Genomic DNA, 21,362 nt, shown 5'->3' with positions numbered 1-21,362 from the left:
GTGCCTCACATGTGCGGGACGGACTCGGGGATGTCGTAGAACGTCGGGTGCCGGTACACCTTGTCGCCGCTGGGCGCGAAGAACGGGTCCTTCTCGTCGGGCGAGGAGGCGGCGATGGCCGAGGCGCGCACCACCCAGATCGACACGCCCTCGTTGCGGCGCGTGTAGAGGTCGCGGGCGTGGTGCAGCGCCATCTGGTCGTCGGCGGCGTGCAGCGAGCCGACGTGCACGTGGTTCAGCCCGCGCTTGCCGCGGACGAACACCTCGTACAGCGGCCAGTCGTGCCGGGCACCGGCGGGGTTCGAGTCGCTCATGCCGTCGCCTCCTGGTTCTTCGCCGCGTGCGCGGCCGCGGCCTCGCGGACCCAGGCGCCTTCGTCGTGGGCGCGGCGCCTGCGGGCGATGCGCTGCGCGTTGCACGGGCCGTTGCCCTGCAGCACGTTCTTGAACTCGGCCCAGTCGACGGCGCCGAAGTCGTAGTGCCCGCGGTCGGCGTTCCACGCCAGGTCCGGGTCCGGGAAGGTGACGCCGAGGGCGTCGGCCTGCGGCACGGACATGTCGACGAAGCGCTGCCGCAGCTCGTCGTTGGTGTGCCGCTTGACCTTCCACGCCATCGACTGGGCGGTGTTCGGCGAGTCGGCGTCCGGCGGGCCGAACATCATCAGCGACGGCCACCACCAGCGGTCGACGGCCTCCTGCACCATCTCCCGCTGCTGCCCGGTGCCCCGCATCATCGTCATGAGCAGCTCGTAGCCCTGGCGCTGGTGGAAGGACTCCTCCTTGCAGATCCGCACCATCGCCCGCGCGTAGGGGCCGTAGGAACTCCGGCACAGCGGCACCTGGTTGCAGATCGCGGCGCCGTCGACGAGCCAGCCGATCACCCCGACGTCGGCGAACGTCAGCGTCGGGTAGTTGAAGATCGACGAGTACTTCTGGCGGCCCGAGATCAGCTTCTCGGTGAGGTCCGCCCGGTCCACGCCGAGGGTTTCCGCCGCCGAGTACAGGTACAGCCCGTGCCCGGCCTCGTCCTGCACCTTCGCCAGCAGGATCGCCTTGCGCCGCAACGAGGGCGCCCGCGTGATCCAGTTCCCCTCGGGCTGCATGCCGATGATCTCGGAGTGCGCGTGCTGGGCGATCTGGCGGACCATCGTCTTGCGGTAGCCCTCGGGTGTCCAGTCGCGCGGTTCGATCCGCTGATCGCGTTCGATGGTCCGCTCGAAGTGGGATTCGAGTTCGGTCTCGGGGAGCGTGGCGGTCATCGGTCCTCCTTCGCGACGAGGGTCAGCACGTCGTACTTCGCGACGGACTCGCCGTTCTGGTTGGTGACGTCGGCGTCCCACCGGACCTCGCCGTAGTCCTGGTCGACGCGCGGGGTGATCTGCTTGGCCGTCAACGTCACGGTCAGCTCGTCGTCCGCCTGCACCGGCGTCAGGAAGCGCAGGTTCTCCAGCCCGTAGTTCGCCAGGACCGGGCCGGGTTCCGGCGAGACGAACAGGCCCGCGGCGAACGAGACCACCAGGTAGCCGTGCGCGACGATCCCGCCGAACAGCGGGTTGGCCGCGGCCGCTTCCGGGTCGGTGTGGGCGTAGAAGGTGTCGCCGGTGAACTCGGCGAAGTGGTCGATGTCGGCGCGGGTGACGGCGCGCGGCCCGGCGACGACGGTGTCGCCGATCTCCAGCTGCGTCAACGACTTCCGGAAGGGGTGGGCCTCGGCCTCGCGCCGCGGGGCGCCTGGGACCCAGCGCCCGGTGATCCCGCTGAGCGCGGCGGGCGAGCCCTGCACGGCGGTGCGCTGCATGTGGTGCAGCACGCCGCGGATGCCGCCCAGCTCCTCCCCGCCGCCCGCGCGCCCCGGGCCGCCGTGCACGAGCTGCGGCATCGGCGAGCCGTGCCCGGTGGATTCCTCCGCATCGGCGGCGTCGAGCACCAGCAGGCGACCGTGGAACGGTGCGACGCCGAGCACGACCTCGCGCACGAAGTCCGGGTCGGCGGAGACGACGGAACCCACGAGGCTGCCGCCGCCGCGGGCCGCCAGCTCGACGACCTGTGCGGCGGAGGTGTAGGGCAGCAGCGTCGAGACCGGCCCGAACGCCTCGACCTCGTGCGGCTCGGGCCGTTCCGGGTCGGCGCGCAGCAGCACCGGCGAGAGGAACGCGCCGCGTTCGGCGTCCGCGCCGACGACGTCGACGTGCTCGGGGTCGCCGAACACCACCGAGCCGGCCGCCAGCAGCGCCTTCAGCGAGCGGCGGACCTCCTCGCGCTGCTCCAGGCTCGCCAGCGCCCCCATCCGGACCCCGTCGGCCTCGGGAGCGCCGACGGTCACCTTCGCCAGCCGCTCGGAGGCCGCCGCGGCGACCTCGTCGACCAGCTCGGCAGGCACGAACGCGCGGCGGATCGCGGTGCACTTCTGCCCGGCCTTGACCGTCATCTCGGTGGTGAGCTGCTTGACGAACAGGTCGAACTCCGCGGTGCCCGGGACCGCGTCGGGCCCGAGGATCGAGCAGTTCAGCGAGTCGGCTTCGGCGTTGAACCGCACCGAGTTCCGCGCGATCGCCGGGTGGGCGCGCAGCTTCTGCGCCGTCGCGGCCGAGCCGGTGAACGACACCAGGTCCTGCGCGGTCACGTGGTCCAGCAGGTCTCCGGCGCTGCCCGCGACGAACTGCAGCGAACCCTCCGGCAGGATGCCCGATTCGACGATCAGCTCGACCAGCCGCGCCGTCAGGTACGCCGTCTGGCTGGCGGGCTTGACCAGGCTCGGCACTCCGGCGAGGAACGCGGGGGCGAACTTCTCCAGCGGGCCCCAGACGGGGAAGTTGAAGGCGTTGATCTGCACGGCGACCCCGCGCAGCGGGGTGGCGATGTGCTGGGCCAGGAACGTGCCGCCCTTGCTCAGCGGCTCGACGGCGCCGTCGACGTGGACGGTGTCGTTGGGCAGTTCGCGCTTGCCCTTCGAGCCGTATGCGAACAGCACGCCGATGCCGCCGTCGACGTCGAACTTCGAGTCGCCGAGCGTGGCGCCGGTCTTCGCGGACAGCGCGTAGAGCTCATCCCGGTGCTCGCGCAGGTGCGAGGCGAGCGCCTTGAGCAGCGCGGCGCGCTGGTGGAAGGTCAGCCGCCGCAGCGCGGGACCGCCGACCTCGCGGCCGTACCGCAGCGCGGCGGCGAAGTCGATCCCGGCCGAGGAGATCCGCGCGACCTCCTCCCCGGTGGAGGCGTCGTGCAGCGGAGCGCCCTCGTCCGCCGCCGCGCGCCACTCCCCGGAGACGTAGCTGCGCAACAGCTCTGCCGCGTGCCCCATCGACCCTCCTCAACCGATTAACCGACCGAACGTTCAGGAACTGATGCTAGCGCGCCCGCGGAGCCGGGGGAACCCGGAACCGCGAAGCAGCGGCCCCGCGTCCCGGCTCGCCCGCGCGAGTTCACCCCGCGCGCCCAGCCCGTCGGCCGACCGCGCCCGGCCGGACCGGCGCTCCCGGCGACACCGAGGTCCGGGCGCCCGCGACCGCGAAGGCCTGCGCGATCCCGGCACCCCTCCGGCCGCCGCCGAGCACCCGCCGTCCGCCGGGATCCGCGCCGGACGATCGACCGGCGCGACCCGCGGTGGCCGACCCCGCCGCTGCGGCCCCCGCGTCCCGGCGCCGAAGCCCGGTTCCCGGCGCGGACCACTCCGCATTCCGCCGCACGCCGCACCCCGATCCGCCGGACGGCCCCGCACCGGGACACGTTCGCCGGTTCGGCGGCGCGGAATTCGGGACTACCGTTGTGCCACGTCGGGAAACTCGACGAGCCCAGATGGAGGGACGGTCCATGCCGAAGCCCGAATCTGCCACCAAGGACCCGAACAAGGGCTGCGTAGCGCTCCTCGGCTGGAGCCTCAACGCGGTGGAAGCCCTCGACCGGTTCGACCGGAGGTACGTGGTCGTCGCACCGGACTGGGCGGAGGAGTACTGCGCCGAACACGACATCCCATACCTGCGCTGGAACTTCGAACGGCTCAACGACCGCTCGATGGAGATCGCCGAGCTGCTGCAGGACCGCGGCGTCGACGTGGCCATCCCGCTGTTCGAGGAGACCGTGGAGTGGGCCGGGGCGATCAACTCGGTGCTGCTGGACAACCCGCGGCTGCTCGGCCAGGCGATGTTGTTGCGGGACAAGGCGTTGATGAAGCGCCGCGCCCAGCTCGGCGGCATCCGGGTGGGGATCTTCGAGGAGGCGCACGACCGGGACGACGTGATCCGGTTCCTCAAGCGGGTCAACCAGACGCTGCTCAAGCTCGACGGCGACCCGAACGACCCGATCCACATCAAGGCTTTCGACAAGGCGGGCTGCCTCGGGCACCGGGTGATCCGCACCCCGGACGAGATCGACGCCATCCCGGACGAGGAGTTCCCCGTCCTGATGGAATCGCACCTGGACGGCTGGGAGTTCGCCGTCGAGGCGTGGATCCACCACGGGAAGATCAAATTCCTGAACATCTCCGAGTACGTCACGCTCGGGTACTCCGTGTTCGTCCCGGCGACGCCGGCGCTGGAGCGGTTCCGGCCGCAGATCACCGAACAGGTGGAGAAGCTGATCAAGGCGTTCGACATCGAGTTCGGCTTCGTGCACCCCGAGTACTTCGTCACCAGTGACGGCGAGATGTACTTCGGCGAGGTCGCCTACCGGCCCCCGGGCTTCCGGGTCTTCGAGCTGCTGGAGCGGGCCTACGGGTTCAACGCCTACCAGGGCCTGGCGCTGGCCTTCGACCCGAAGACGACCGAGGAGGAGATCGACGGCTTCTTCCCGCGCGAGGTCGTGGACGCCACCGGCGTCGCCGGGTGCTTCGGGGTGTACCCGCGCCGGCGGGTCGTCAGCGAACTGCGACTGCCCGAGGAGACCGAGGACGACGACTACTATGAGTCCCACGATCTGACGGCCCCGCCGGAGGCGACCGTGACCAAGCGGACCGCGTTCGGCAACCACTGGGGCCTGGTGTACTTCTTCGGTGACGACCCGCACCGGATGCGAGACCTGTTGAAGCAGCAGGAAGAGCTCGACTTCTACGTCTGAGGTCTCCGCGCACGCGGGAGGCCTCGCAGGGAGAGACCCGTGGAACCGACCGCCGACGCCGAGGGTGCGCCGACGACGCTGGACCGGCGCGTCGGCTCGCTCGACGACGCCGTCCGCGCCCTGTCCGGGACCCGCGACTTCGGGAAGCCGGCGAAGCTGCGCCGGGTGCTGGAGGCGCTGCGGCGGGTGCTCCGGCAACCGGGCGGCGCGGCGGCGGTCCAGGCCCGTGCGCAGGCGCTGGACGAGGCGGGGTTGTTCGACGGCACCGACTGGGCCTCCCCCGCCATCCTCATCCCGGCGCTGGCCGGACCCGGCCTCCGCTGCGAGAACGCGGACACGCTGGTGCTGGAGGCGACCAGCGAGCTGCGGCTGCTCGCAATCGCGCGCGGCGAGTACGCCCACCCCGCGTTCTCCGCCGACGACGCCCACCAGTTCCTCTCCCAGGTGCTGGCGATGAACCTGGATCTGCTGTTCACCCCGCCCAACGAAGCGGAGCGCGCCCGGCAGGGGCGCAACGCGCAGCTGATCCGCGACCTGTTCCAGTACCTCGCCGACGGCATCGGCTACGACAGCGTGCTCGGCGAACTCGTCGACGAGATCTGGCGGATCCTGCGCCAGCGGCCGATCCAGGTCGAGCAGGTGCAGTCGCTGATCACGCGGATCTCCGTCTACCGCAGCGACCCGGACGTCGACTTCGGCTCCACCTCCGGGCAGGGCCTGGACCGGCTGATCACCAGCCTGTTCGGCACGACCGAGGCGTGCCGGGACGATCCGGGGATCCCCGCGTTCCGCGAGCGGCTGGAGGCGATGGACACCAGCGGCCTGCAGTACGAGGCCAGCGGGTTCGCGCGGGCGATGCACGACACCGGGCTGGTCTCGCCGTACCACGCCGAACTGCTGCGGTTCCTGCTCGGCGACAACGACTACCTCGTCGCGGAGGCGCTGGGCCTGTCCGACATCGGCCGCACGTGCCTGATGCGCTACCGCGACGTGGTGCGCCGGCTGGTCGAGGAGGCGGTGCACCCGCAGACCGCGCAGTGCGTCTACGGGCTCGCGCTGCTGCTCGACCGCGGCGTGCTGCACGAGGCCCCGGTGGTGCCCGCGCTGTGGCGCCAGCTCTCCCTGGAGCTCTCCCCCACCGCCCGGCAACGCCTGACCGCGGTCTTCGGCGACGAGCCGAGCCCGGAAGCGCGGCTGGTAGCGGGGGTGATCTCGATGCTGGGCCAGCCGCTCGGCGTCGGGCAGGGCGACAACCCGACCTGCCAGTCGGCCCGCGCGCTGTCGATGTGGGCCTACAACGACCCGGACTACCTGCTGCAGCTCGTCGTGTGGGCGGCCCGGGACGACGAGATCATCATGCATTTCGAGGGCAGCCCGCTGTCCTCGAAGGACAGCGCGGGCGGAGTCGCCAAGGCCATGCCGATCGACCTGGACCCGGTGTCGCTCGTCGTGGTGCCGCACCTCGACCGGATCTACGCCGAGATGGGACGGCGCTGCGCGGACCGGCCCGGGGACCCGCACCGCTGGGTCAACCCCGAGTTCCACGGCTGGTGGGCCGCGCGCGGCTTCTGGATCAACGTCGACGTGGCGACCGGGAACCTGGTGGACCTGGACGAGTTCCTGCGCCAGTTCCACGCGGGCTACCACCCCGGCTACAACGGCGGGCGGCCGCTGATCCACCCGCAGCCGGCCGGGATCGCCGTCACCGACAGCGCGGCGCGCTACATCGGCTGGCACGCGATCACCATCCTGCGGGTCGGGCCGGATCCGCAGGGCGTCGTGCGGGTGTACTTCTTCAACCCCAACAACGACAGCGGGCAGGACTGGGGCGACGGCGTGGTCGTCTCCACCACCGGTCACGGCGAGCGGTTCGGGGAGGCGTCGCTGCCGTTCGACCAGTTCGCCTCCCGCATCTACATCTTCCACGTCGACCCGCTCGAACGCGGCGAACCCGAGCGCGTCCCCGCCGAGGACGTCGAGCGGATCATCGGCTACCTGGAGCGCAGCTGGGGCCGCGACCGGTTGCGCCCCGGCGCGTTGCAGGCCTCGGAAGGACCGCACGGCGATCACTAGCTCCGTCCACTTCGGACTACGACTCGGCGCCCTCCGGATACCCCACCTTCGCGTTCCACAGCGCGGGACGTTCCCGCCCGGCGAACTCGTGCACGTATCCGCAGCGCGCGCAGATCAGCCCGGTGGCGGACCGGTTTCCCCACACCAGGTCGAAGGAGCTGGCGGAGGTGGTGCTCAGCTTCACCTGGCGGGACCAGAACAACCCGTGGTCGCACACCAGGCACCGGAAGGCGCGCCCCAGCACGGTGACGAGCTTCGGGTCGGACCTGAGACCACCCATGCCACGATCGTCCCAGCCGACGTCCCCCACCGGCATGCGCCGATCAGGCACAAACCCGACATCCTGCCGCACGTTCCGCGTTCCCCGGACGAACCCGGCAGCACTGCGCCGGCCAAGACGAACGAGCGGCGCCGGGCGGCGTGCTGCGGCGCGGAGCGCGGATGACCGCGTTCGTCGACCGCCGCTGCTACCTTCTCTCCCCGATCACGCCACCTCCCGAAGTCCCTCGGAGTGCCGCTGGAATCGGGGCGGGGAGCCGGAAATCCGTGTTCGAGGACGATCAGGTGCCGGGTCGGACGCCGTCGATCAGCATGCGCACGAGCTGCTCCACGCTGACGTGCCAGCCGTCCTTCGCCAGATGTCCGCTGAGCTCCATTCCTGCGATGCCGTGCGCGCTCGACATCAGCAGAGCGCCGTAGCGGCGGGCGTCCGGTTCGCCGACGATATCGGCGACGAGGGCGAGGTATTCGGTCTCCAAGCGGCTCGCCGCCTCGGCGGCCACCGGGGTACCTGCCGACGTGCTGAACATCAGCGCGTACCGGTGCGGTGTCCGGCGGGCGACTTCGATGAGCGCCAGCACGGCTCGTTCGAGTCGCGCGGCCGGTTCGACGCCCGGATCCGCCCGCAGTCCTTCCACTTCGTCGGCCAGGGAGTTCCAGGCTCCGATGGCGAGCTCGGCCAGCAGGTGCTCCTTGTTCTTGAAGTGCCCGTAGGGCGCACCGCGCGAGACCCCGGCTCTGGCCCCCACCGCGCGGAGGGTCACGGCATCGGGCCCGCCCTCGTCGAGCAGTTCGGACGCGGCGAGGACGAGGGTGCGCCGAGTTGCGGCGGCGGTCTGAGCCCGGGTCACGAGGACAACCCTACTTGACAGTGTCACCTGAACGGGGAACAGTCACTCATGTGACGCCGTCACACAAGTTGTCCGCCGATGATGCCGGAGCGCCGCGAGCGATCCTGCTCCGCCGGGAACATCGGACCCGGAAGCGAAGGTGTCGGTGCGGCCCGCGACCGTCCTCCCCTCGCATCGGCCGGCGCACGCAAACCCGCTCATCCGCACAGGAGCTCCCATGGCACAGCCGCACGAACCACCCCCCGACCTCACGGGGCGCACCATCGTCGTCACCGGCACGACGTCCGGACTCGGCCTCGCCCTGTCCGGTGTGCTAGCCAGGGCCGGCGCCCGCGTCCTGATGACCGCCCGCGACGCCGAACGCGGCGCGGCGGCCGTCGACCAGGTGCGGAACGGGCTCAGGGGCCGGGGTTCGGCCGAGACCGTCCTGCTCGACCTGGCCGATCTGGCCTCGGTCCGCACAGCCGCCGCGGAGGTCCGGGAACGCACCGGAGACCGGGTCGACGTACTGATCAACAACGCCGCCGTGTCGCTGGGCCCCCACGACCGAACCCGCGACGGGTTCGAGCTGCAGATCGGGACCAACCACCTGGGCCCGGCCGCGTTCACCTGGCTGCTGATGCCGGCACTGCGGGCAGCGGGCGCCCCCGAGCTGCCCTCCCGGGTGGTGACGACGTCGAGCCTCGGTCATCGCACCGGTGGACTCGACCTCACCGATCCGCACTGGGACCGTCGGCGCTACTCGCCCACGCTCGCCTACGGGGCCTCGAAGCTCGCGAACCTGCTGTTCGCCGCAGAGCTCGATCGGCTGTTGCGGCTGACCGGGGACCCGGTGCTGTCGGTCGCCGCCCACCCGGGGCTGACCGCGTCGGAACTGCTCAACAACAGCCTCACCCGCGGTGGCACCTGGCGAGCTCGCTTGCTCGTGCTCCCGGACCGGCTCCTGTCCCAACCGGTAGCCGCCGGGATCGCACCCCAGCTCCTCGCGGCCACCGGACCGGTGCACGGCGGCGACTACGTGGGCCCCACCGGACCGTTCGAGACGCGCGGACCCGCCGGGCCCGCCCGCCGCTCAACAGCCGCCCGGGATCCGGAGCTCGCCCGCGAGCTGTGGAAGTACACGGCCTCCAGCACCGGCGTCCCATCCGATCCCGAGCTGCCGATCGGCGCATGACACCCCTCCGCGACCCTGCCGCGAAGCAAGCCTGCGGTCGCCGGTGCAGCCGTCCCGGACCGCACGAACGGACAGCGAGGACGCCGAACATCCTGATCCCGCGTCCGTCAGACCGGCATCGGACCAGGCCGCCGCGGCCCCCGGGGGGGGGCGGGGGGCGCGGCGGGGGGGGGGGGCGCCGCCGGGGGGGGCGGGGGGGGGGGGCGGGCGCCGGCCCCCCCCCCCCCCCCCCCGGCCCCCCTAACACCGGAACCCCCCCCCCGAACCCCGGCCACGGCCCCCCCCGCCCGGGCCCCGGGTCGGTTCCGGGGGGCGGCGGCGGCGTGGTGTCACGCCTCCTGCAGGAACCGGTCGAGGACGCGGACGCCGAACCGCAGCGCCTCCACCGGGACCCGCTCGTCGACGCCGTGGAACAGGGCGCTGAAGTCGAGTTCGGCGGGCAGCCGCAGCGGCGCGAAGCCGTAGCAGTTCATGCCGAGCCTGCTGAAGGACTTCGCGTCCGTGCCCCCGGACATCATGTAGGGCAACGTCTTCGCCGCCGGGTCCTCGGCGATCAGCGAGGAGCTCATCTTGTCCACCAGGCGGCCTTCGAACTTCGTCTCGACCGGGGGCAGCCCCACCCATTCCCGCTCGACGTCCGGGCCCAGCAGCTCGGCGAGCTCCCGGTCGAACGCCTCCTCGCGGCCCGGCAGGATCCGGCAGTCCACCGCGGCTTCGGCGACCGACGGGATCACGTTGTGCTTGTAGCCGGCGGTGAGCATCGTCGGGTTCGCGGTGTCGCGCAGCGTCGCCCCCACGATCCGCGACAGGTTGCCCAGCTTCGCCACCGACCCGTCCAGGTCGTCGGCCGGGAAGTCCCAGCCGGTGAGCTCGGTGACACCGTCGAGGAACTCGCGCACCGAATCGTTGAGCACCAGCGGGAACCGGTGCCGGCCCAGCTTCGCGACCGCCTCGGCCAGCTGCGTGACCGCGTTGTCCTCGTGCACCATCGACCCGTGGCCGGCCCGCGCGCGGGTCCGCAGCTTCAGCCAGCGGATGCCCTTCTCCGCGGTCTGCACCAGGTAGGCGCGCACCCCGTCCTGGAAGGTCACCGAGTAGCCACCGACCTCGCTGATCGCCTCGGTGCAGCCCTCGAACAGCTCCGGGCGGTGATCCGCCAGCCACTGCGCGCCCTGCAGCCCGCCGGCCTCCTCGTCCGCGAGGAACGCGAACACGATGTCACGCTTCGGAGTGATTCCATCGCGCTTGAAGCGGCGGGCGACGGCGAGGCTCATCGCCAGCATGTCCTTCATGTCGACCGCGCCGCGGCCCCACACGTAGCCGTCCTGCACCGCCCCCGAGAACGGGTGCACCGACCACTCCGAGGCGTCCGCGGGCACCACGTCCAAGTGCCCGTGCACCAGCAACCCGCCCCGATCCGAGCCCGACCCCGGCAGCCGCGCGATCACGTTCCCGCGACCCGGGTGGTCCCCAGACTCCACGTAGGTCGTCTCGTAGCCGACCTCCGCCAGCTTGCCCGCGACGTACTCGGCGGCCACCCGCTCACCCGCGAGCGTCGCCGGATCGCCCGTGTTCGTCGTATCGATCCGGATCAGTTCGCTCGCCAGCTCGACGACCTCGTCCTCGGCCACCCGCAGGCCCGCGCCATGATCGTCCGCAGCGGTCTCCATGTGCTCGTTCACCAGGCCTTTCTATCACTCCGAACCCCTACAGGGGGGTGGGTCCCAAGCCCTGAAATCGATCAGCTAATCTAGTGTCACAACAGAACGGAGCCGCCGAGAACCACAGGCGGCACTGAGGCGTCCGAGTGGCGGAATGGCAGACGCGCTAGCTTGAGGTGCTAGTGCCCTATTAATGGGCGTGGGGGTTCAAGTCCCCCCTCGGACACGCACGCTAACCACACGTGGCGAGATCGTAGCTTCTACGACTCGCGCGTGTGGTTCGTACTTTAAGCGGAGTTGCAGGCTGTCGTAGACCTTGCTCAGGGTCTCCGGCTTGCCGTCCGCCAAGGCGGATCCCACGTCCCCGAGCGCATCGATCATCGCGTAGATCTCCCCGTCGGTCAGCGTCCGCGCGTCCGGCGCACCGTCCAGCTCGGCTTGTGCGGCTGCTCGTTCGGCTTGTGCCGTGTTGATCGCGTCGATCAGGGCCGCCGGGTCCGCTCCCGCTTCGACGGCGGCTTGCAAGCGGCGCAGGCGCGTGGTGGCGTCGGTCAACTTCTTCTTCAACGCGTCCTTTGGGCCGCTCCTGGTGCTGGGCTCGGCCTGCGACCCCAGCAGGGCGGCCACGGTCCGATCCACGTTCGCCGGGGCGAACAGACGCCCGATCCAGGTGTTGAGCGGTTCGAGCACGTCCGCTTCCCGCAGGTTCACCGTTCTCGGGTGCTCGGCGAGTGCTTCCGAACCGGGTGCGAGCGACCGCGCGAGGCACCGGTAATAGGTCTCGTGCTTGCGGATCACCGCGCCGTGCATCTTGCGACCGCAGAACCCGCACCGCGCCATCCCCCGAAGCAGGTATCGGCGAGTGCCCTTGTCGCGAGTGCGCTCCAGCTTCGCGATTCCCCGGTTCCCACCCGCCGAGCGGGAGCGGCGAAGGAGCTGGGCTTGCGTGAACTCCTCGACGGACACGATCTCCGGATGCGCCGGTTTCCGCGAACGCACGATGCGATCCGGGCTCGAACGACGGAACCGCGTGACGTTCCCGGCCGCCACATCATCGGGATCGAGAAGGGTTTCGTGCTTGGTCCACCGGCCGAAAATGGCGTATCCGGTGTACCGCGGGTTCTCCAAGATGGCGCGCACGGTACTGGCCTGCCACCCATCGGCGAGCCGGTGCCGGTTCTGATCCGGGCGCTTCGCGGACGGGCACGGAACGCCGTCCCGGTTGAGCGCATTCGCGATCGCCCGATCACCCATGTCGTTGAGGTAGTCGCGGAAGATGCGGCGGACCGCGTCGGCCGCGGCCTCGTCAACGGCGAGCACCTTCAACCGGTACCCCTCGGCCGCCTTGCGCGGATTGGGATGCGGGCCGCCGTCGGCGGCCACGTACCCGTACGGTGCTCGTCCGCCTTGGTGACGTCCTTCGTTGAGGACCTGTGCGTCCATCGCGGCCCGGACGCGGGCTTGCACGTGCTGACGCTCGGACTCGCTCATCCCGCCGAGCACGCTCATCAGCATCTTGTGCGACGGGTTGCGCTCGTCGAACCTGCCGCCCAGCTCCGGAACCCACAGCTCCACCCCGTAGGCGGCGAACTTCGGCGCGATCAACGAGAACTGGTTGCCGAACCAGCACCGCGTACCTTCCCCGACGACCACGGCTTTCCACTGCCGGTTCGGGTCCTTCAACGCGGCGAGCAGCTGGGAGGCGGCTTCGCGCCGCTCCCACGGCACGGATCGCGATTGGCCGACGTCGAAGTACTCGGCGTCGACCACGCCGCCCAGCGGCTCGACGAACTTCTGAGCGTTCCCGAGCTGCCAGCCGTGCGAGGTCTCCGGGTCCTGGTTGTCCTCCGTCGAGCACCGCCCGTAGAACGCCACAGGCCCGATCCCGTCATCGACGGCGCCCGCGACCTCGACGCCGAGCAAGTCGTCAAGCACGGCCAGCGGATGCGAGCCGATTTCATCAGTCAAGCTGGTCACCTCCCTCGGCCCCGTACAGGGCCTTTGTCTCCGTTAGTTCGACCAGTATGGCAAGCAGTGCGCGGCAGGTCTGCGGGGTGAGATCCGGAAGTTCGACGGGGAGGTGCACAGTGATCCCTTCGTCGCGGTCATCGTCGCTGGTCACCCACTCTCACCCTCATGCTGCGCCTCAGAGCCGATTTCATCAGTCGCGAAGCGCTGGACGGCCGCGCGGATATCGGTGGTGAAGTACCCGCGGACCCGCCGGGTCTCGCCGTTGTCGCCCGCAATCCGGTTGCGGGTGGGGCGGCACCCGAGCTCGCCCATCTGCTGCGCGAAGATGCCGGGCACCACGTCGAGCGCGGCGGTCAGCTCGGCGGAGGGCACGAAGTCCCGTTCGTCGAGCCCGGAACCGAGGTGGTGGCACACGGCGGCGAGCGGTTCGGGCAGATCCTCCGGGACGGGCGTGCGAGCGACCCCGGCACCGAGCGCCTTCACCACCGCGGATTCGTCGACGGCCCGGTGCACGTCGTCGCCGCTGGCGTGCCCGGTGAGCGTCCCGGCGGCTTCGCGGAGCGCCCGGCCGCGCTGGCAGAGGGACCGCCACTCCGCGTTGAGCAGGTAGAAGGTCCGCACGGTCAGCGCCAACGTCTCCTCGCCCGCGTCGGTGTCGCCGTCCGGACGGAGGATCCCGACTCCCTTGTGGTGCGTGAGCAAGGTCGAGGCGTCGAACCCCCGGGTGTTCATCTGTTCGCCGAGCACGATGTTGGAGTCCCGCCAGTCCATCACCCGCAGCGCGAACCGGGACCCGAGCACCGCGCGCAGCCGGGACGGGATCGTGTTCGAGTCCGGCCGCTGGGTGGCGAGGATGACCACCACGCCGACCGCCGGCCCCTTACGGGCGAGGTAGGTCAGCAGGTCCGCGATGTACCCGCCGAGCGTGGTCTTGCGCCCGCCCACGTCCTCCCGTTCCGGGTTCTCCAAGTACACCTGGACCTCATCGATGATGACGGCGGTGAGCGGCATTCCGAGCGTCGAATCTCTCGATATGGCAGGGGTTATCTTCGATTCCGGGCAGATCTCGTCGTCCAGTTTGGACATCCGCGCGTAGCGGCTCTGCACCTCGGCGACGAGCTCGGCCAAGTGGTCGCGGACGGCGTTGGTGTGCTCGATCTCGTCGCCGCAGACGAAGCGGTGCGCGACCGCTTCGGCGGCCTCCCAGTCCTTTCCGCCCTTGCCGTCGAAGACGTAGAGCCGGGTGTGCGGGTCGAGGACGAGCCCGGCGGCCGGGACCCGCACCGCGGAGGTCTTGCCCTGGCGCGGGATCGCCCCGACCAGTAGCGAGGTCCACACCAACGGCAGGTCGATCCGCCGGTTCCGCGCGTCCACCCCGAACGGGACGGGCCGCCAGGCGTCCCACCACTCCGCGTCGAGCAACGGGAACCGAACGGGCGGACCGGCGTAGGGGTCTTCATCCGCCACCCACAGGAAGACCCGGCCCGCGTGCCCGCCACGGCCGCGCACCCGCTCGACGATGAGCTGAACCTCGTCGACCGCCAGGGCCGAGGCCAACGCCTCCCGGTTCTTGATCGCATCGGCGGCCTTGCGAGTGGCCGGGAGGTCCACGGTGATCGCCCAGCCGTCGCCCGCCCGCGCCGCGCGTTCGACCAGGCGCAGCGATTCGTCCTTGCCGATCAGCTTCGCGTCTCGGAAGGCGTCGATGAGCACCTGCGGTTCCATCGTCCACGCGAACGACCGCGGACCGGACAGCACGGACTTGCGGCCCGGCACGCCTTCCTTCCGCCGACCGGCGACGGCGAGCGCGACCGCCGCGACCCCGCCCGCGCACCACAGCGCCACCGACCCGAAGCACAGATCGGCCACCAGCAGCGCCGAAGCCGTGAACAGCGCGACGGTGCCCGTGAGCTTCCAGCGGAACAAGGTGAGTTCACGGATCTCGATGAACTTGTCCGCCAGCTTCTCGGACTGCTCGGCCGCTTCCCGGTAGTCCACGACGCGGACCCACCGGCGCCACGCCCGTACGGCGAGCACCAGGCCGCGCCACACCGCGCCGAGCAACGCCTTCGGCGAGCCGAGCAGGAACAGCGCCGCGTCCACTGTGGCGTTCTTCGCGGCTGCCCGTGAACGCAGCGCGGCGGGAACGTGCGTGGAGTGCCGCCACCACTCCGCGAAGCGGCGCCGACGGCCCGGCTTCGGCACGTCGTCGACGAGGTCCGCCTCGAACACGTGGCGTTCGACATGTCCGGTGCTCATCCGCGCACCTCCGCCGCGAGCGTGGCGGCGAGCCGGGACGACAACCCGCGCGAGCACCCGGAGACCTCCCGAACCCACGCGGGCGTGACGTCCGTTCCGGACGTCCAGGCCGACCGGGCGCGGTCCAAGTACTCGTCGAAGCTCACCCGCCGCTTCGGCGTGGACTCCTCGTCCGGCGCAGGGTGTTCACCGGCGTTCACGGCCGGTCCCCGCGCGGCTTCGCCCAACTTGTCGCGGAGGTCGGTCACCGCCTCGGCCGCGACGAACACCACCAGCGGCGGCACCGAGTGCAGCACCACCAGCGCCGCCGAGGCGTCCGCGAACGCCTGCCAGGTGTTCATGACGTAGGTCGCGGCGAGCGTGAACCACTTCGCCCCGCGCACCCACCCACCGGTGCGGATGCCGTAGCGGGCAGTGACCTGCTCGGCCCGCAGCACCGCGAGCAGCACCAGCGACACCATCGGATCGAGCAGCCACGCGGCCCACCACGGCAGCGACCAGGTGGCCGCGCCCGCGGCGGCGAAGCTCTGGACGTTGGTCATGGTGAACGCGAGCCCCAGCAGGATTCCCGTCCAGCACAACCGGTCCACCTGCGCCCTGGTGCGCTCGATCGCCTCGGCCTCGGGTGCGGGCCGACCGCTCTCGACGTCCCGCCGGTTCATCGTCGCCCGCCCTTCCGGCGTGGCGTCTCGACGGTGACGGTCAGCGCCTTGGTCACGGTGTAGGCGGCGAGCAGCGCGGGAACGGCGAGCACCGCCCAGAGGACGGCGCGGTTCTCGGCGTGGGTGATCGCGATCCACTGCACGCCGACGATCACCGCCGCGCCGAGCAGCACCCGGCTCGCGAGCGACATCACCCGCGTCCCGACCTGCGCGGCGTCGTGCGTCCGCTTCGCGGCCCGCGCGCTGGCCCGCCGCAGCGCGACCAGGGCGACGAGCACGGCGACACCGATCAGGATCTCCACCGGGGTCAGTTGGGCCGTCATGGTCAGTCACCTCCTTCGGCGCGTTCGCCGCGCTGGCGCCAGTGCATGAGCAGGTCGCGCCGGTCGTCCTCGGGCAGTGCGCCGAAGACCCCGGCGGTGTCCTCGCCCGCGGTGCGCAGGTCCAGTTCCAGGCACTCGTCCTGAACCGGGCAGCCCGCGCAGAGCCGGGCGGCGAACTCCCGATCCGTGAGTGCTTCGGCGGGCGGTTCGTCGTGCGGGTCACTGGTCAGGCAGTTGCCATCCCGGCCGACGATGTCGGCGAGGGAGTCGGTCGGCACCCAGCGCAGCCGGTCCAGCCGCCAAGCGATCTCGATCAGCCGGGGGTCGTTGAACGGCGTGCTCATCGGCCACCCCCGTTCTCGGCGGGCTCGCCGAGCAGCCGGGTGAGGGAGCTGGCCGGGACCACGAGTCGCCCCCGCTGGAGGACGGCCCGCAGGTTCCCGACGCGGACGGCGCGGGAGACGGTCGCCGTCTCGACGCCGAGGATCGAAGCGGCTTGCCGGATCGTGTAGCTCGAACGGTCGGCGGTGCGAAGTGCGGAACGCATCAAAAATCCCCTTGGATTAATGATTTCATCATTATGCTGATGAAATCAGCGCAGAATGGGACATGTTGATTCGCCGCGTCACCACGAGTGCGGTGTCACGGGTGGGAAGTGGGGGAAGAACCGTTAACCTCGGCGCCGAGGCGGAGCGCGGAGGAATTAGGTGTCGGAAGACTGGGCGGCAGTCGCCAAGGCCATCAACGAGCGCGTCAACGCGCTCGGATGGCGGCAACGGGAACTCGCAGACCGATCGCGCGTCTCACAGGCGATCGTCAGGGAGATCCAGCACCACACGGTGGAGCGCCGGCGGAGCGCGCGAACGCTGGAGTCCCTGTCCAGCACCCTCGGGTGGCACCCGCAGCACTTGGACGCCGTGCTGCACGGCCGCACACCGCCTGAGCAGGCCGAGGACCCCGGCCGGGGCGACCCGCTGGCGTCCCGGCTGGACGCCGTCGAAGATCGCCTGGCCGAGATCACCGAGCGCCTGGACGACCTGAAGACCGACCTGAGAGCGGTGGCCGAGAATGTGCGCCCGAAGCGGTAGCGGGGAATTCGTGTTCGTGCCGTTTTCCATGCCATTGATTCCACCGGGAATCGCCGCCGAGACCCATGCGGCTTCGACGCACTTGCAGTGCGGGAGCAGTGCGGAACCGATGCACGACGAATGCGTGGAGTGCTGAACGGTGGACTTGAGCAGTGGATGGACCGGCGAGACCGCGTGCGCCTTGCAGGCGGCGTTACGGCTCAGCAATGAGGGCTTCGCCGAACACCTCGGAATCGGCGTGCGCACGGTCGCCGGATGGCACCAGAAACCGGACCTGCGCCCGAAGTCCGAGATGCAACAGCTCTTGGACACGACGTTGGAGCAGGCCGCCGCTCAGGTGAAGGACCGCTTCGCCGCGCTCACCGCCAGCTCGGACACGGCAGGCGACCCCGCGACCACCGACGCCGAGGACAGGCTGAGCGCCGACCGGAACATCGGCGCGGCGCTGGACTGGATCGACGAACGCGCGGGCTGGGAGCCCGGCACCGCCCGCCGGAAGACCGCGGCCCGCCTGGTCCAGCTCGACGCGCGGTCGCTGGAGGATCGGGGCAAGAAGCGCGGTCGCGTCAACCAACGCGACATCGCGCACGCCCTCGCCGAGTACTACGCGAACCGGCCGGACGGCCACGGCCTCTACAGCGCGCGGTACGGCGACCACGAGTCGGCGACGAGCATCCTCACCAACCCCGACTGGCTCGACCTGCGGGTACCGCTGATCGCCGCCCACGACCGGCTTCGCGCTTCGATCGCGGCCGACGCCGAACTGTCGTTGGACGAGGAGGCCGCGGCACGTGCCGTCGACCGGCTCGCGGAGACGCTGACGCTCGGCGTCCGCATGGTCGACATGCCGCTGTATCGGCTCCTCGGCGTGGACTTCGAGGGCGGCCAGGTGGGCGGGGCGCTCGGCGTGACGCGGTTCGTCGAGTACGCGCTGACGATGGACCTGCTCGAAGGCGAACTGGTCGACGCGCTCGCCGCCGGACGGACTGCGGAGCCGGGCTCGTTGCCGCTGCGGGATCGCCACCTGCCCGATGTGACCTCGGTGCTCGACCTGCCCGCGCGGATCTGCGCGGGCGGCACGCTGGCGCTGTGCGCGTTCGCCCGCCCGGCGAGTCCGCTGCGCGGCGAAGCGGACTTCCTGCTGCTCGTCCAGGAACGTTCCGGGCACGTCGTGAACGCGGCCCGCCGCTTGGCGGTGACGCCGAAGGGCTTCCACCAGCCGTTGACCGATGTGCGCTCGGATGCGCAGGTCGGCGCGACGCTGCGGCGCGAGATGGAAGAGGAGCTGTTCGGCCGCGAGGAGATCGACGGCACGATCTGCGACCAGCGCAAGGCCGACCCGATGCACCCGAGCAGGCTGACCGAGCCGATGCGCTGGCTGCTCGACGAACCTGGCCGGCTGCGGATGGAGAGCACCGGATTCGGCTTGAACCTGGTGAGCGGGAACTTCGAGTTCCCCGGCCTGATCGTCGTCGAGGACGAGGAGTTCTGGCACCGCTTCGGCGGGCAGGTCGAAGCGAACTGGGAGGCGTCGAACCTGCGCCAGTACTCCAGTCTCGACGGCGAGGCGCTGGCCGACCTGGTGCGCGATGTAGCGTGGAGCAACGAGGGATTGTTCGCGCTGTTGCAAGGACTTCGGCGGCTCGCGGACCTCGGCGGCGAGCGGGTGAACCTGCCGGACATCGAATGGGAGCTTCGCTAGTGGGCGACAACTGGTACAGCGGGAACGCCGCCGAAGACGGCCAGGAAACCCGCGGCTGGCTGCTCGGCCACTTCCGCCCCGAAGACGACGTGCGGCACTCCACCGACGCCGAAGTGAAGTGGGGCATCCACGAACCCGGCGAGGCGCGCACGGAGTGGGCATCCGACGCCGACCGCACGACGATGCTGCTGCTCGTGCACGGGCGCTTCCGGCTCGATCTCGTGGACACCAGCATCACGCTGGAGAAGCAGGGCGACTACGCGGTCTGGGGTCCAGGACACGAACACAAGTGGGAGGCGCTGACCGACGCCGTGGTGATCACCGTTCGCTGGCCGACTTCGTGAACGTGGTCGTCACCTCGGGGATGTTCAGCCTCAGGTCGTCCTGCTCGTTGAGCCTGCGGAGTCCCTGAAGCAGCGCGAAGAGCCCTTCGTTGCTCCACGTCTCGTCCGCGATGAGCCCGTTCAACAGCTCGCGGTCCAACGTGGAGTACAGGCGCAACCCGGACGCTTCCCAGTTCGCTTCGATGTCGCCGCCGAACCGCGTCCAGAACTCCTCGTCCTCGATGACGACCAGGCTCGCGAACTCGTAGTTCCCGCTGACCAGGTTGAGGCCGAAACCGGTGCACTCCGCGCGAAGGCGGCCGGGTTCGTCGACCAGCCAGCGCATCGGGGCGGAAAGCCTGCTCTGGTGCATCGGAGCGGCGACGCGCGTTCCCGACGTTCCGTCGACTTCGGGGCGGCCGAACAGCTCCTCTTCGAGTTCCCGGAACAGCGTCGAACCGATCCGCGTTTCCGCGCGCGCTTCCTTCAACGGCTGGTGGAATCCCTTCGGGATCACCGAGAGCTGACCGGTCGCGTTGAGCACGTTGCCGGAGCGCTCCTGGACGAGCAGCGCGAAGTCCGCCGGACCCCGGTACGGGTCGGCCGGTCGCGCGATCGCGCAGAGCGCCAGGACTCCGCCGACGCAGTTCCGCGCCCTCAGATCGAGGACCCCGGACAGGTTCGGCAGGTGCTCGTCCCGAAGCGGTAACTCGCCGGGCCGGATCGGTTTCCCCCGGCTGATCGCGTCCAGCAACTCGCCTTCGAGGAGATCCGAGGTGAGCGCGTATCCGGCGAACGGGGCGAGGCCCAGCGAACCGTTCACGGTGTCGTCGGTGAAGTCGACATCGTGCAGTCGGTACAGCGGGGCGTTGGTCATGCGCACGCCGAGCGCGGTGGCTTCGGCGAGCCGGTGCAGCGCCTTCCTGGTGTCGATCGGCTGTGCCGCTGGGGCTGAATGCCGTTCGGCCAACGCCAGCATGTCGCGTTCCAGATCGAGCGGGATTCCCAGCCCGGTCCAGTCCGGCCAGGTGAGAAGGCTGGTGCCGAACTCACGGCCGTCAGTTCTCGCCCGGTAGACCGAATGCCCGTTGGTGACGCCGTCCCCGTAGTACTCGGCGAGAGCGTCGGCGACCGCGGTCCGTGCCACTCGTGAGCGGCGGGCGTTCCGGTCGAGCAGGTCTCCCACGTTCAGCCGGGATAGCCGGGATAGCACCTTTCCCTTGGTGGTCCCGGCTGTCCGCCCGGAGTGCTGATCGAGCCAGTCGACGGCGGAGAGGAGACCTTCGGACGGCACTGTCTTGGTCGTCGGTGGTTCCGTCCTGGCTGTGCGGGGCGGTTCTGTCCCGGCGCCCGGTTCCGCCGGTGCCCGGCGCGGGCCGGTCGGGTGTCCTTCGCTGTGGTCCGTCGCTGAAGCTGTCTCCGAGGCGGCTGGGCATGGCGCGGGTTCGCTGAGCAGTGCCTCGATGCTGTCGCCGAAGATCCGTTCCAGCAGCCGCGCCGTAGCTGGCCGCACCGGTCCGAGTGGCTTCCCACGAGCGCCGCGCCCGGCGACGAGCCGTTGCAGGTGCCGCACCCCCAGCGTGCCCGCCTCACCGTGCTCCCGCGCGAACGCCTCCACGTACTCGGCGAACTCCTCCAACGTCTGCCGCCGCGCACGTATCCGCTGTTCGAGCACCGTCCGGTAGCTCCACACCGCCGATCCCCTCCCCGAAGAGGCCGCCCCGTGTCGTCCGCAAGTCACCCCGAAGTCGTTCCGCCCTGATTTCGACAGCAACAAGCTGATTTCAGTGTGACACGGACCGAACACCCACGGTCCACCCGACTGTCCGGCAGCGGCCCCTTCCGCCTCCCTCGCGCCGCCGCCGGACCCGCCGGGCCCGCCGGGCGGGCGCGCCAACACACACACCACCACACGCCCCCCCCCGCACAGCCACCGAACAGCCACAAA

Annotated in this window: 20 protein-coding genes and 1 tRNA gene; 7 read left to right on the top strand and 14 right to left on the bottom strand. The window is 70.6% G+C overall.

Annotated elements, in window-relative coordinates:
• Positions 1-5 precede the first annotated feature (5 nt).
• The 3 genes from paaB to paaZ are packed head-to-tail and all read right to left on the bottom strand — an operon-like array spanning position 6 to position 3,297.
• The gene (gene paaB / locus LCD33_RS08280; RefSeq protein ID WP_224955760.1) at positions 6-314 is read right to left on the bottom strand and encodes a 1,2-phenylacetyl-CoA epoxidase subunit PaaB; all 309 of its coding nucleotides are present in this window, start codon (positions 312-314) and stop codon (positions 6-8) included.
• Complete coding sequence (gene paaA / locus LCD33_RS08275) at positions 311-1,258, bottom strand: 1,2-phenylacetyl-CoA epoxidase subunit PaaA (RefSeq protein WP_224955761.1); 948 nt, start codon at positions 1,256-1,258, stop codon at positions 311-313. The genes paaB and paaA overlap by 4 nt, the downstream gene beginning before the upstream one ends.
• The gene (paaZ, locus tag LCD33_RS08270; RefSeq protein WP_224977690.1) at positions 1,255-3,297 is read right to left on the bottom strand and encodes a phenylacetic acid degradation bifunctional protein PaaZ; all 2,043 of its coding nucleotides are present in this window, start codon (positions 3,295-3,297) and stop codon (positions 1,255-1,257) included. The genes paaA and paaZ overlap by 4 nt, the downstream gene beginning before the upstream one ends.
• Positions 3,298-3,806: 509 nt before the next feature.
• On the opposite strand from paaZ, the gene LCD33_RS08265 reads away from it, so the two are divergent.
• Together LCD33_RS08265 and LCD33_RS08260 are read left to right on the top strand one after the other, a co-directional pair.
• Entirely contained in the window at positions 3,807-5,048 is a 1,242-nt protein-coding gene (locus LCD33_RS08265; protein WP_224955763.1) for an acetyl-CoA carboxylase biotin carboxylase subunit family protein, read from the top strand.
• 39 nt (positions 5,049-5,087) lie between these two features.
• A complete protein-coding gene (locus LCD33_RS08260) occupies positions 5,088-7,121 on the top strand; it encodes a hypothetical protein (protein ID WP_224977688.1) in 2,034 nt (677 codons plus the stop codon).
• Positions 7,122-7,137: 16 nt separating this feature from the next.
• Here LCD33_RS08260 and LCD33_RS08255 read toward each other — a convergent pair whose 3' ends face one another.
• Both LCD33_RS08255 and LCD33_RS08250 read right to left on the bottom strand, forming a co-directional pair.
• A complete protein-coding gene (locus LCD33_RS08255; protein WP_224955765.1) occupies positions 7,138-7,401 on the bottom strand; it encodes a hypothetical protein in 264 nt (87 codons plus the stop codon).
• Positions 7,402-7,681: 280 nt separating this feature from the next.
• On the bottom strand, positions 7,682-8,251 hold the full coding sequence (locus tag LCD33_RS08250; RefSeq protein ID WP_224955766.1) for a TetR/AcrR family transcriptional regulator: 570 nt from the start codon (positions 8,249-8,251) through the stop codon (positions 7,682-7,684).
• 217 nt (positions 8,252-8,468) lie between these two features.
• On the opposite strand from LCD33_RS08250, the gene LCD33_RS08245 reads away from it, so the two are divergent.
• A complete protein-coding gene (locus tag LCD33_RS08245) occupies positions 8,469-9,425 on the top strand; it encodes an SDR family NAD(P)-dependent oxidoreductase (protein WP_224955767.1) in 957 nt (318 codons plus the stop codon).
• 329 nt (positions 9,426-9,754) lie between these two features.
• Here LCD33_RS08245 and LCD33_RS08240 read toward each other — a convergent pair whose 3' ends face one another.
• Complete coding sequence (locus tag LCD33_RS08240; protein ID WP_224955785.1) at positions 9,755-11,095, bottom strand: M20/M25/M40 family metallo-hydrolase; 1,341 nt, start codon at positions 11,093-11,095, stop codon at positions 9,755-9,757.
• 131 nt (positions 11,096-11,226) lie between these two features.
• Here LCD33_RS08240 and LCD33_RS08235 point away from each other — a divergent pair.
• Positions 11,227-11,312 (top strand) — tRNA-Leu (locus LCD33_RS08235).
• Here LCD33_RS08235 and LCD33_RS08230 read toward each other — a convergent pair.
• Genes LCD33_RS08230 through LCD33_RS08200 form a run of 7 tightly spaced genes read right to left on the bottom strand, consistent with a single transcriptional unit; the run spans position 11,294 to position 16,848 of the window.
• Positions 11,294-13,021 (bottom strand): recombinase family protein, encoded by a 1,728-nt coding sequence (locus LCD33_RS08230; RefSeq protein ID WP_224977702.1) that lies wholly within the window; start codon positions 13,019-13,021, stop codon positions 11,294-11,296. The two genes, LCD33_RS08235 and LCD33_RS08230, sit on opposite strands and share 19 nt — an antisense overlap.
• Positions 13,022-13,046: 25 nt before the next feature.
• Positions 13,047-13,208 carry a hypothetical protein gene (locus tag LCD33_RS08225; protein WP_224967026.1) on the bottom strand — a complete coding sequence of 54 codons (162 nt, stop codon included), beginning with the start codon at positions 13,206-13,208 and terminating at the stop codon, positions 13,047-13,049.
• Positions 13,205-15,316 carry an FtsK/SpoIIIE domain-containing protein gene (locus LCD33_RS08220; RefSeq protein ID WP_224967027.1) on the bottom strand — a complete coding sequence of 704 codons (2,112 nt, stop codon included), beginning with the start codon at positions 15,314-15,316 and terminating at the stop codon, positions 13,205-13,207. Before LCD33_RS08220 ends, LCD33_RS08225 begins: the two co-directional genes overlap by 4 nt.
• The gene (locus LCD33_RS08215) at positions 15,313-15,978 is read right to left on the bottom strand and encodes a hypothetical protein (protein ID WP_224967028.1); all 666 of its coding nucleotides are present in this window, start codon (positions 15,976-15,978) and stop codon (positions 15,313-15,315) included. Before LCD33_RS08215 ends, LCD33_RS08220 begins: the two co-directional genes overlap by 4 nt.
• On the bottom strand, positions 15,975-16,301 hold the full coding sequence (locus LCD33_RS08210) for a hypothetical protein (protein WP_224977687.1): 327 nt from the start codon (positions 16,299-16,301) through the stop codon (positions 15,975-15,977). Before LCD33_RS08210 ends, LCD33_RS08215 begins: the two co-directional genes overlap by 4 nt.
• Before the next feature lie 2 nt (positions 16,302-16,303).
• Entirely contained in the window at positions 16,304-16,645 is a 342-nt protein-coding gene (locus LCD33_RS08205; protein ID WP_224977686.1) for a WhiB family transcriptional regulator, read from the bottom strand.
• Entirely contained in the window at positions 16,642-16,848 is a 207-nt protein-coding gene (locus tag LCD33_RS08200; RefSeq protein ID WP_224977685.1) for a helix-turn-helix domain-containing protein, read from the bottom strand. Before LCD33_RS08200 ends, LCD33_RS08205 begins: the two co-directional genes overlap by 4 nt.
• Positions 16,849-17,008: 160 nt before the next feature.
• On the opposite strand from LCD33_RS08200, the gene LCD33_RS08195 reads away from it, so the two are divergent.
• The 3 genes from LCD33_RS08195 (at position 17,009) to LCD33_RS08185 (ending at position 19,435) form a co-directional block, all read left to right on the top strand.
• On the top strand, positions 17,009-17,389 hold the full coding sequence (locus LCD33_RS08195; protein ID WP_224977682.1) for an XRE family transcriptional regulator: 381 nt from the start codon (positions 17,009-17,011) through the stop codon (positions 17,387-17,389).
• Positions 17,390-17,528: 139 nt separating this feature from the next.
• Complete coding sequence (locus LCD33_RS08190) at positions 17,529-19,091, top strand: transcriptional regulator (protein ID WP_224977681.1); 1,563 nt, start codon at positions 17,529-17,531, stop codon at positions 19,089-19,091.
• Entirely contained in the window at positions 19,091-19,435 is a 345-nt protein-coding gene (locus LCD33_RS08185) for a signal peptidase I (protein ID WP_224977680.1), read from the top strand. The genes LCD33_RS08190 and LCD33_RS08185 overlap by 1 nt, the downstream gene beginning before the upstream one ends.
• Here the strand turns inward: LCD33_RS08185 and LCD33_RS08180 are convergent.
• On the bottom strand, positions 19,410-21,107 hold the full coding sequence (locus tag LCD33_RS08180; protein ID WP_224977679.1) for a transcriptional regulator: 1,698 nt from the start codon (positions 21,105-21,107) through the stop codon (positions 19,410-19,412). The genes LCD33_RS08185 and LCD33_RS08180 overlap by 26 nt on opposite strands.
• Between the last annotated feature and the right edge of the window lie 255 nt (positions 21,108-21,362).

This window comes from Saccharopolyspora sp. 7B, assembly GCF_020177435.1.
In the GTDB taxonomy this organism is placed as follows: domain Bacteria; phylum Actinomycetota; class Actinomycetes; order Mycobacteriales; family Pseudonocardiaceae; genus Saccharopolyspora_C; species Saccharopolyspora_C gregorii.
The sequence above is the reverse complement of the archived record's forward strand: the minus strand, read 5'-3'. Positions and strand labels throughout refer to the sequence as shown.

Excerpts from the sequence above, each read along its gene's own strand:
- paaZ (WP_224977690.1), bottom strand. The coding sequence starts at position 3,297 with ATGGGGCACGCGGCAGAGCTGTTGCGCAGCTACGTCTCCGGGGAGTGG.
- LCD33_RS08215 (WP_224967028.1), bottom strand. The coding sequence starts at position 15,978 with ATGAACCGGCGGGACGTCGAGAGCGGTCGGCCCGCACCCGAGGCCGAG.
- LCD33_RS08255 (WP_224955765.1), bottom strand. The coding sequence starts at position 7,401 with ATGGGTGGTCTCAGGTCCGACCCGAAGCTCGTCACCGTGCTGGGGCGC.
- LCD33_RS08240 (WP_224955785.1), bottom strand. The coding sequence starts at position 11,095 with ATGGAGACCGCTGCGGACGATCATGGCGCGGGCCTGCGGGTGGCCGAG.
- LCD33_RS08220 (WP_224967027.1), bottom strand. The coding sequence starts at position 15,316 with ATGAGCACCGGACATGTCGAACGCCACGTGTTCGAGGCGGACCTCGTC.
- paaB (WP_224955760.1), bottom strand. The coding sequence starts at position 314 with ATGAGCGACTCGAACCCCGCCGGTGCCCGGCACGACTGGCCGCTGTAC.
- LCD33_RS08265 (WP_224955763.1), top strand. The coding sequence starts at position 3,807 with ATGCCGAAGCCCGAATCTGCCACCAAGGACCCGAACAAGGGCTGCGTA.
- LCD33_RS08245 (WP_224955767.1), top strand. The coding sequence starts at position 8,469 with ATGGCACAGCCGCACGAACCACCCCCCGACCTCACGGGGCGCACCATC.
- paaA (WP_224955761.1), bottom strand. The coding sequence starts at position 1,258 with ATGACCGCCACGCTCCCCGAGACCGAACTCGAATCCCACTTCGAGCGG.
- LCD33_RS08205 (WP_224977686.1), bottom strand. The coding sequence starts at position 16,645 with ATGAGCACGCCGTTCAACGACCCCCGGCTGATCGAGATCGCTTGGCGG.
- LCD33_RS08210 (WP_224977687.1), bottom strand. The coding sequence starts at position 16,301 with ATGACGGCCCAACTGACCCCGGTGGAGATCCTGATCGGTGTCGCCGTG.
- LCD33_RS08200 (WP_224977685.1), bottom strand. The coding sequence starts at position 16,848 with ATGCGTTCCGCACTTCGCACCGCCGACCGTTCGAGCTACACGATCCGG.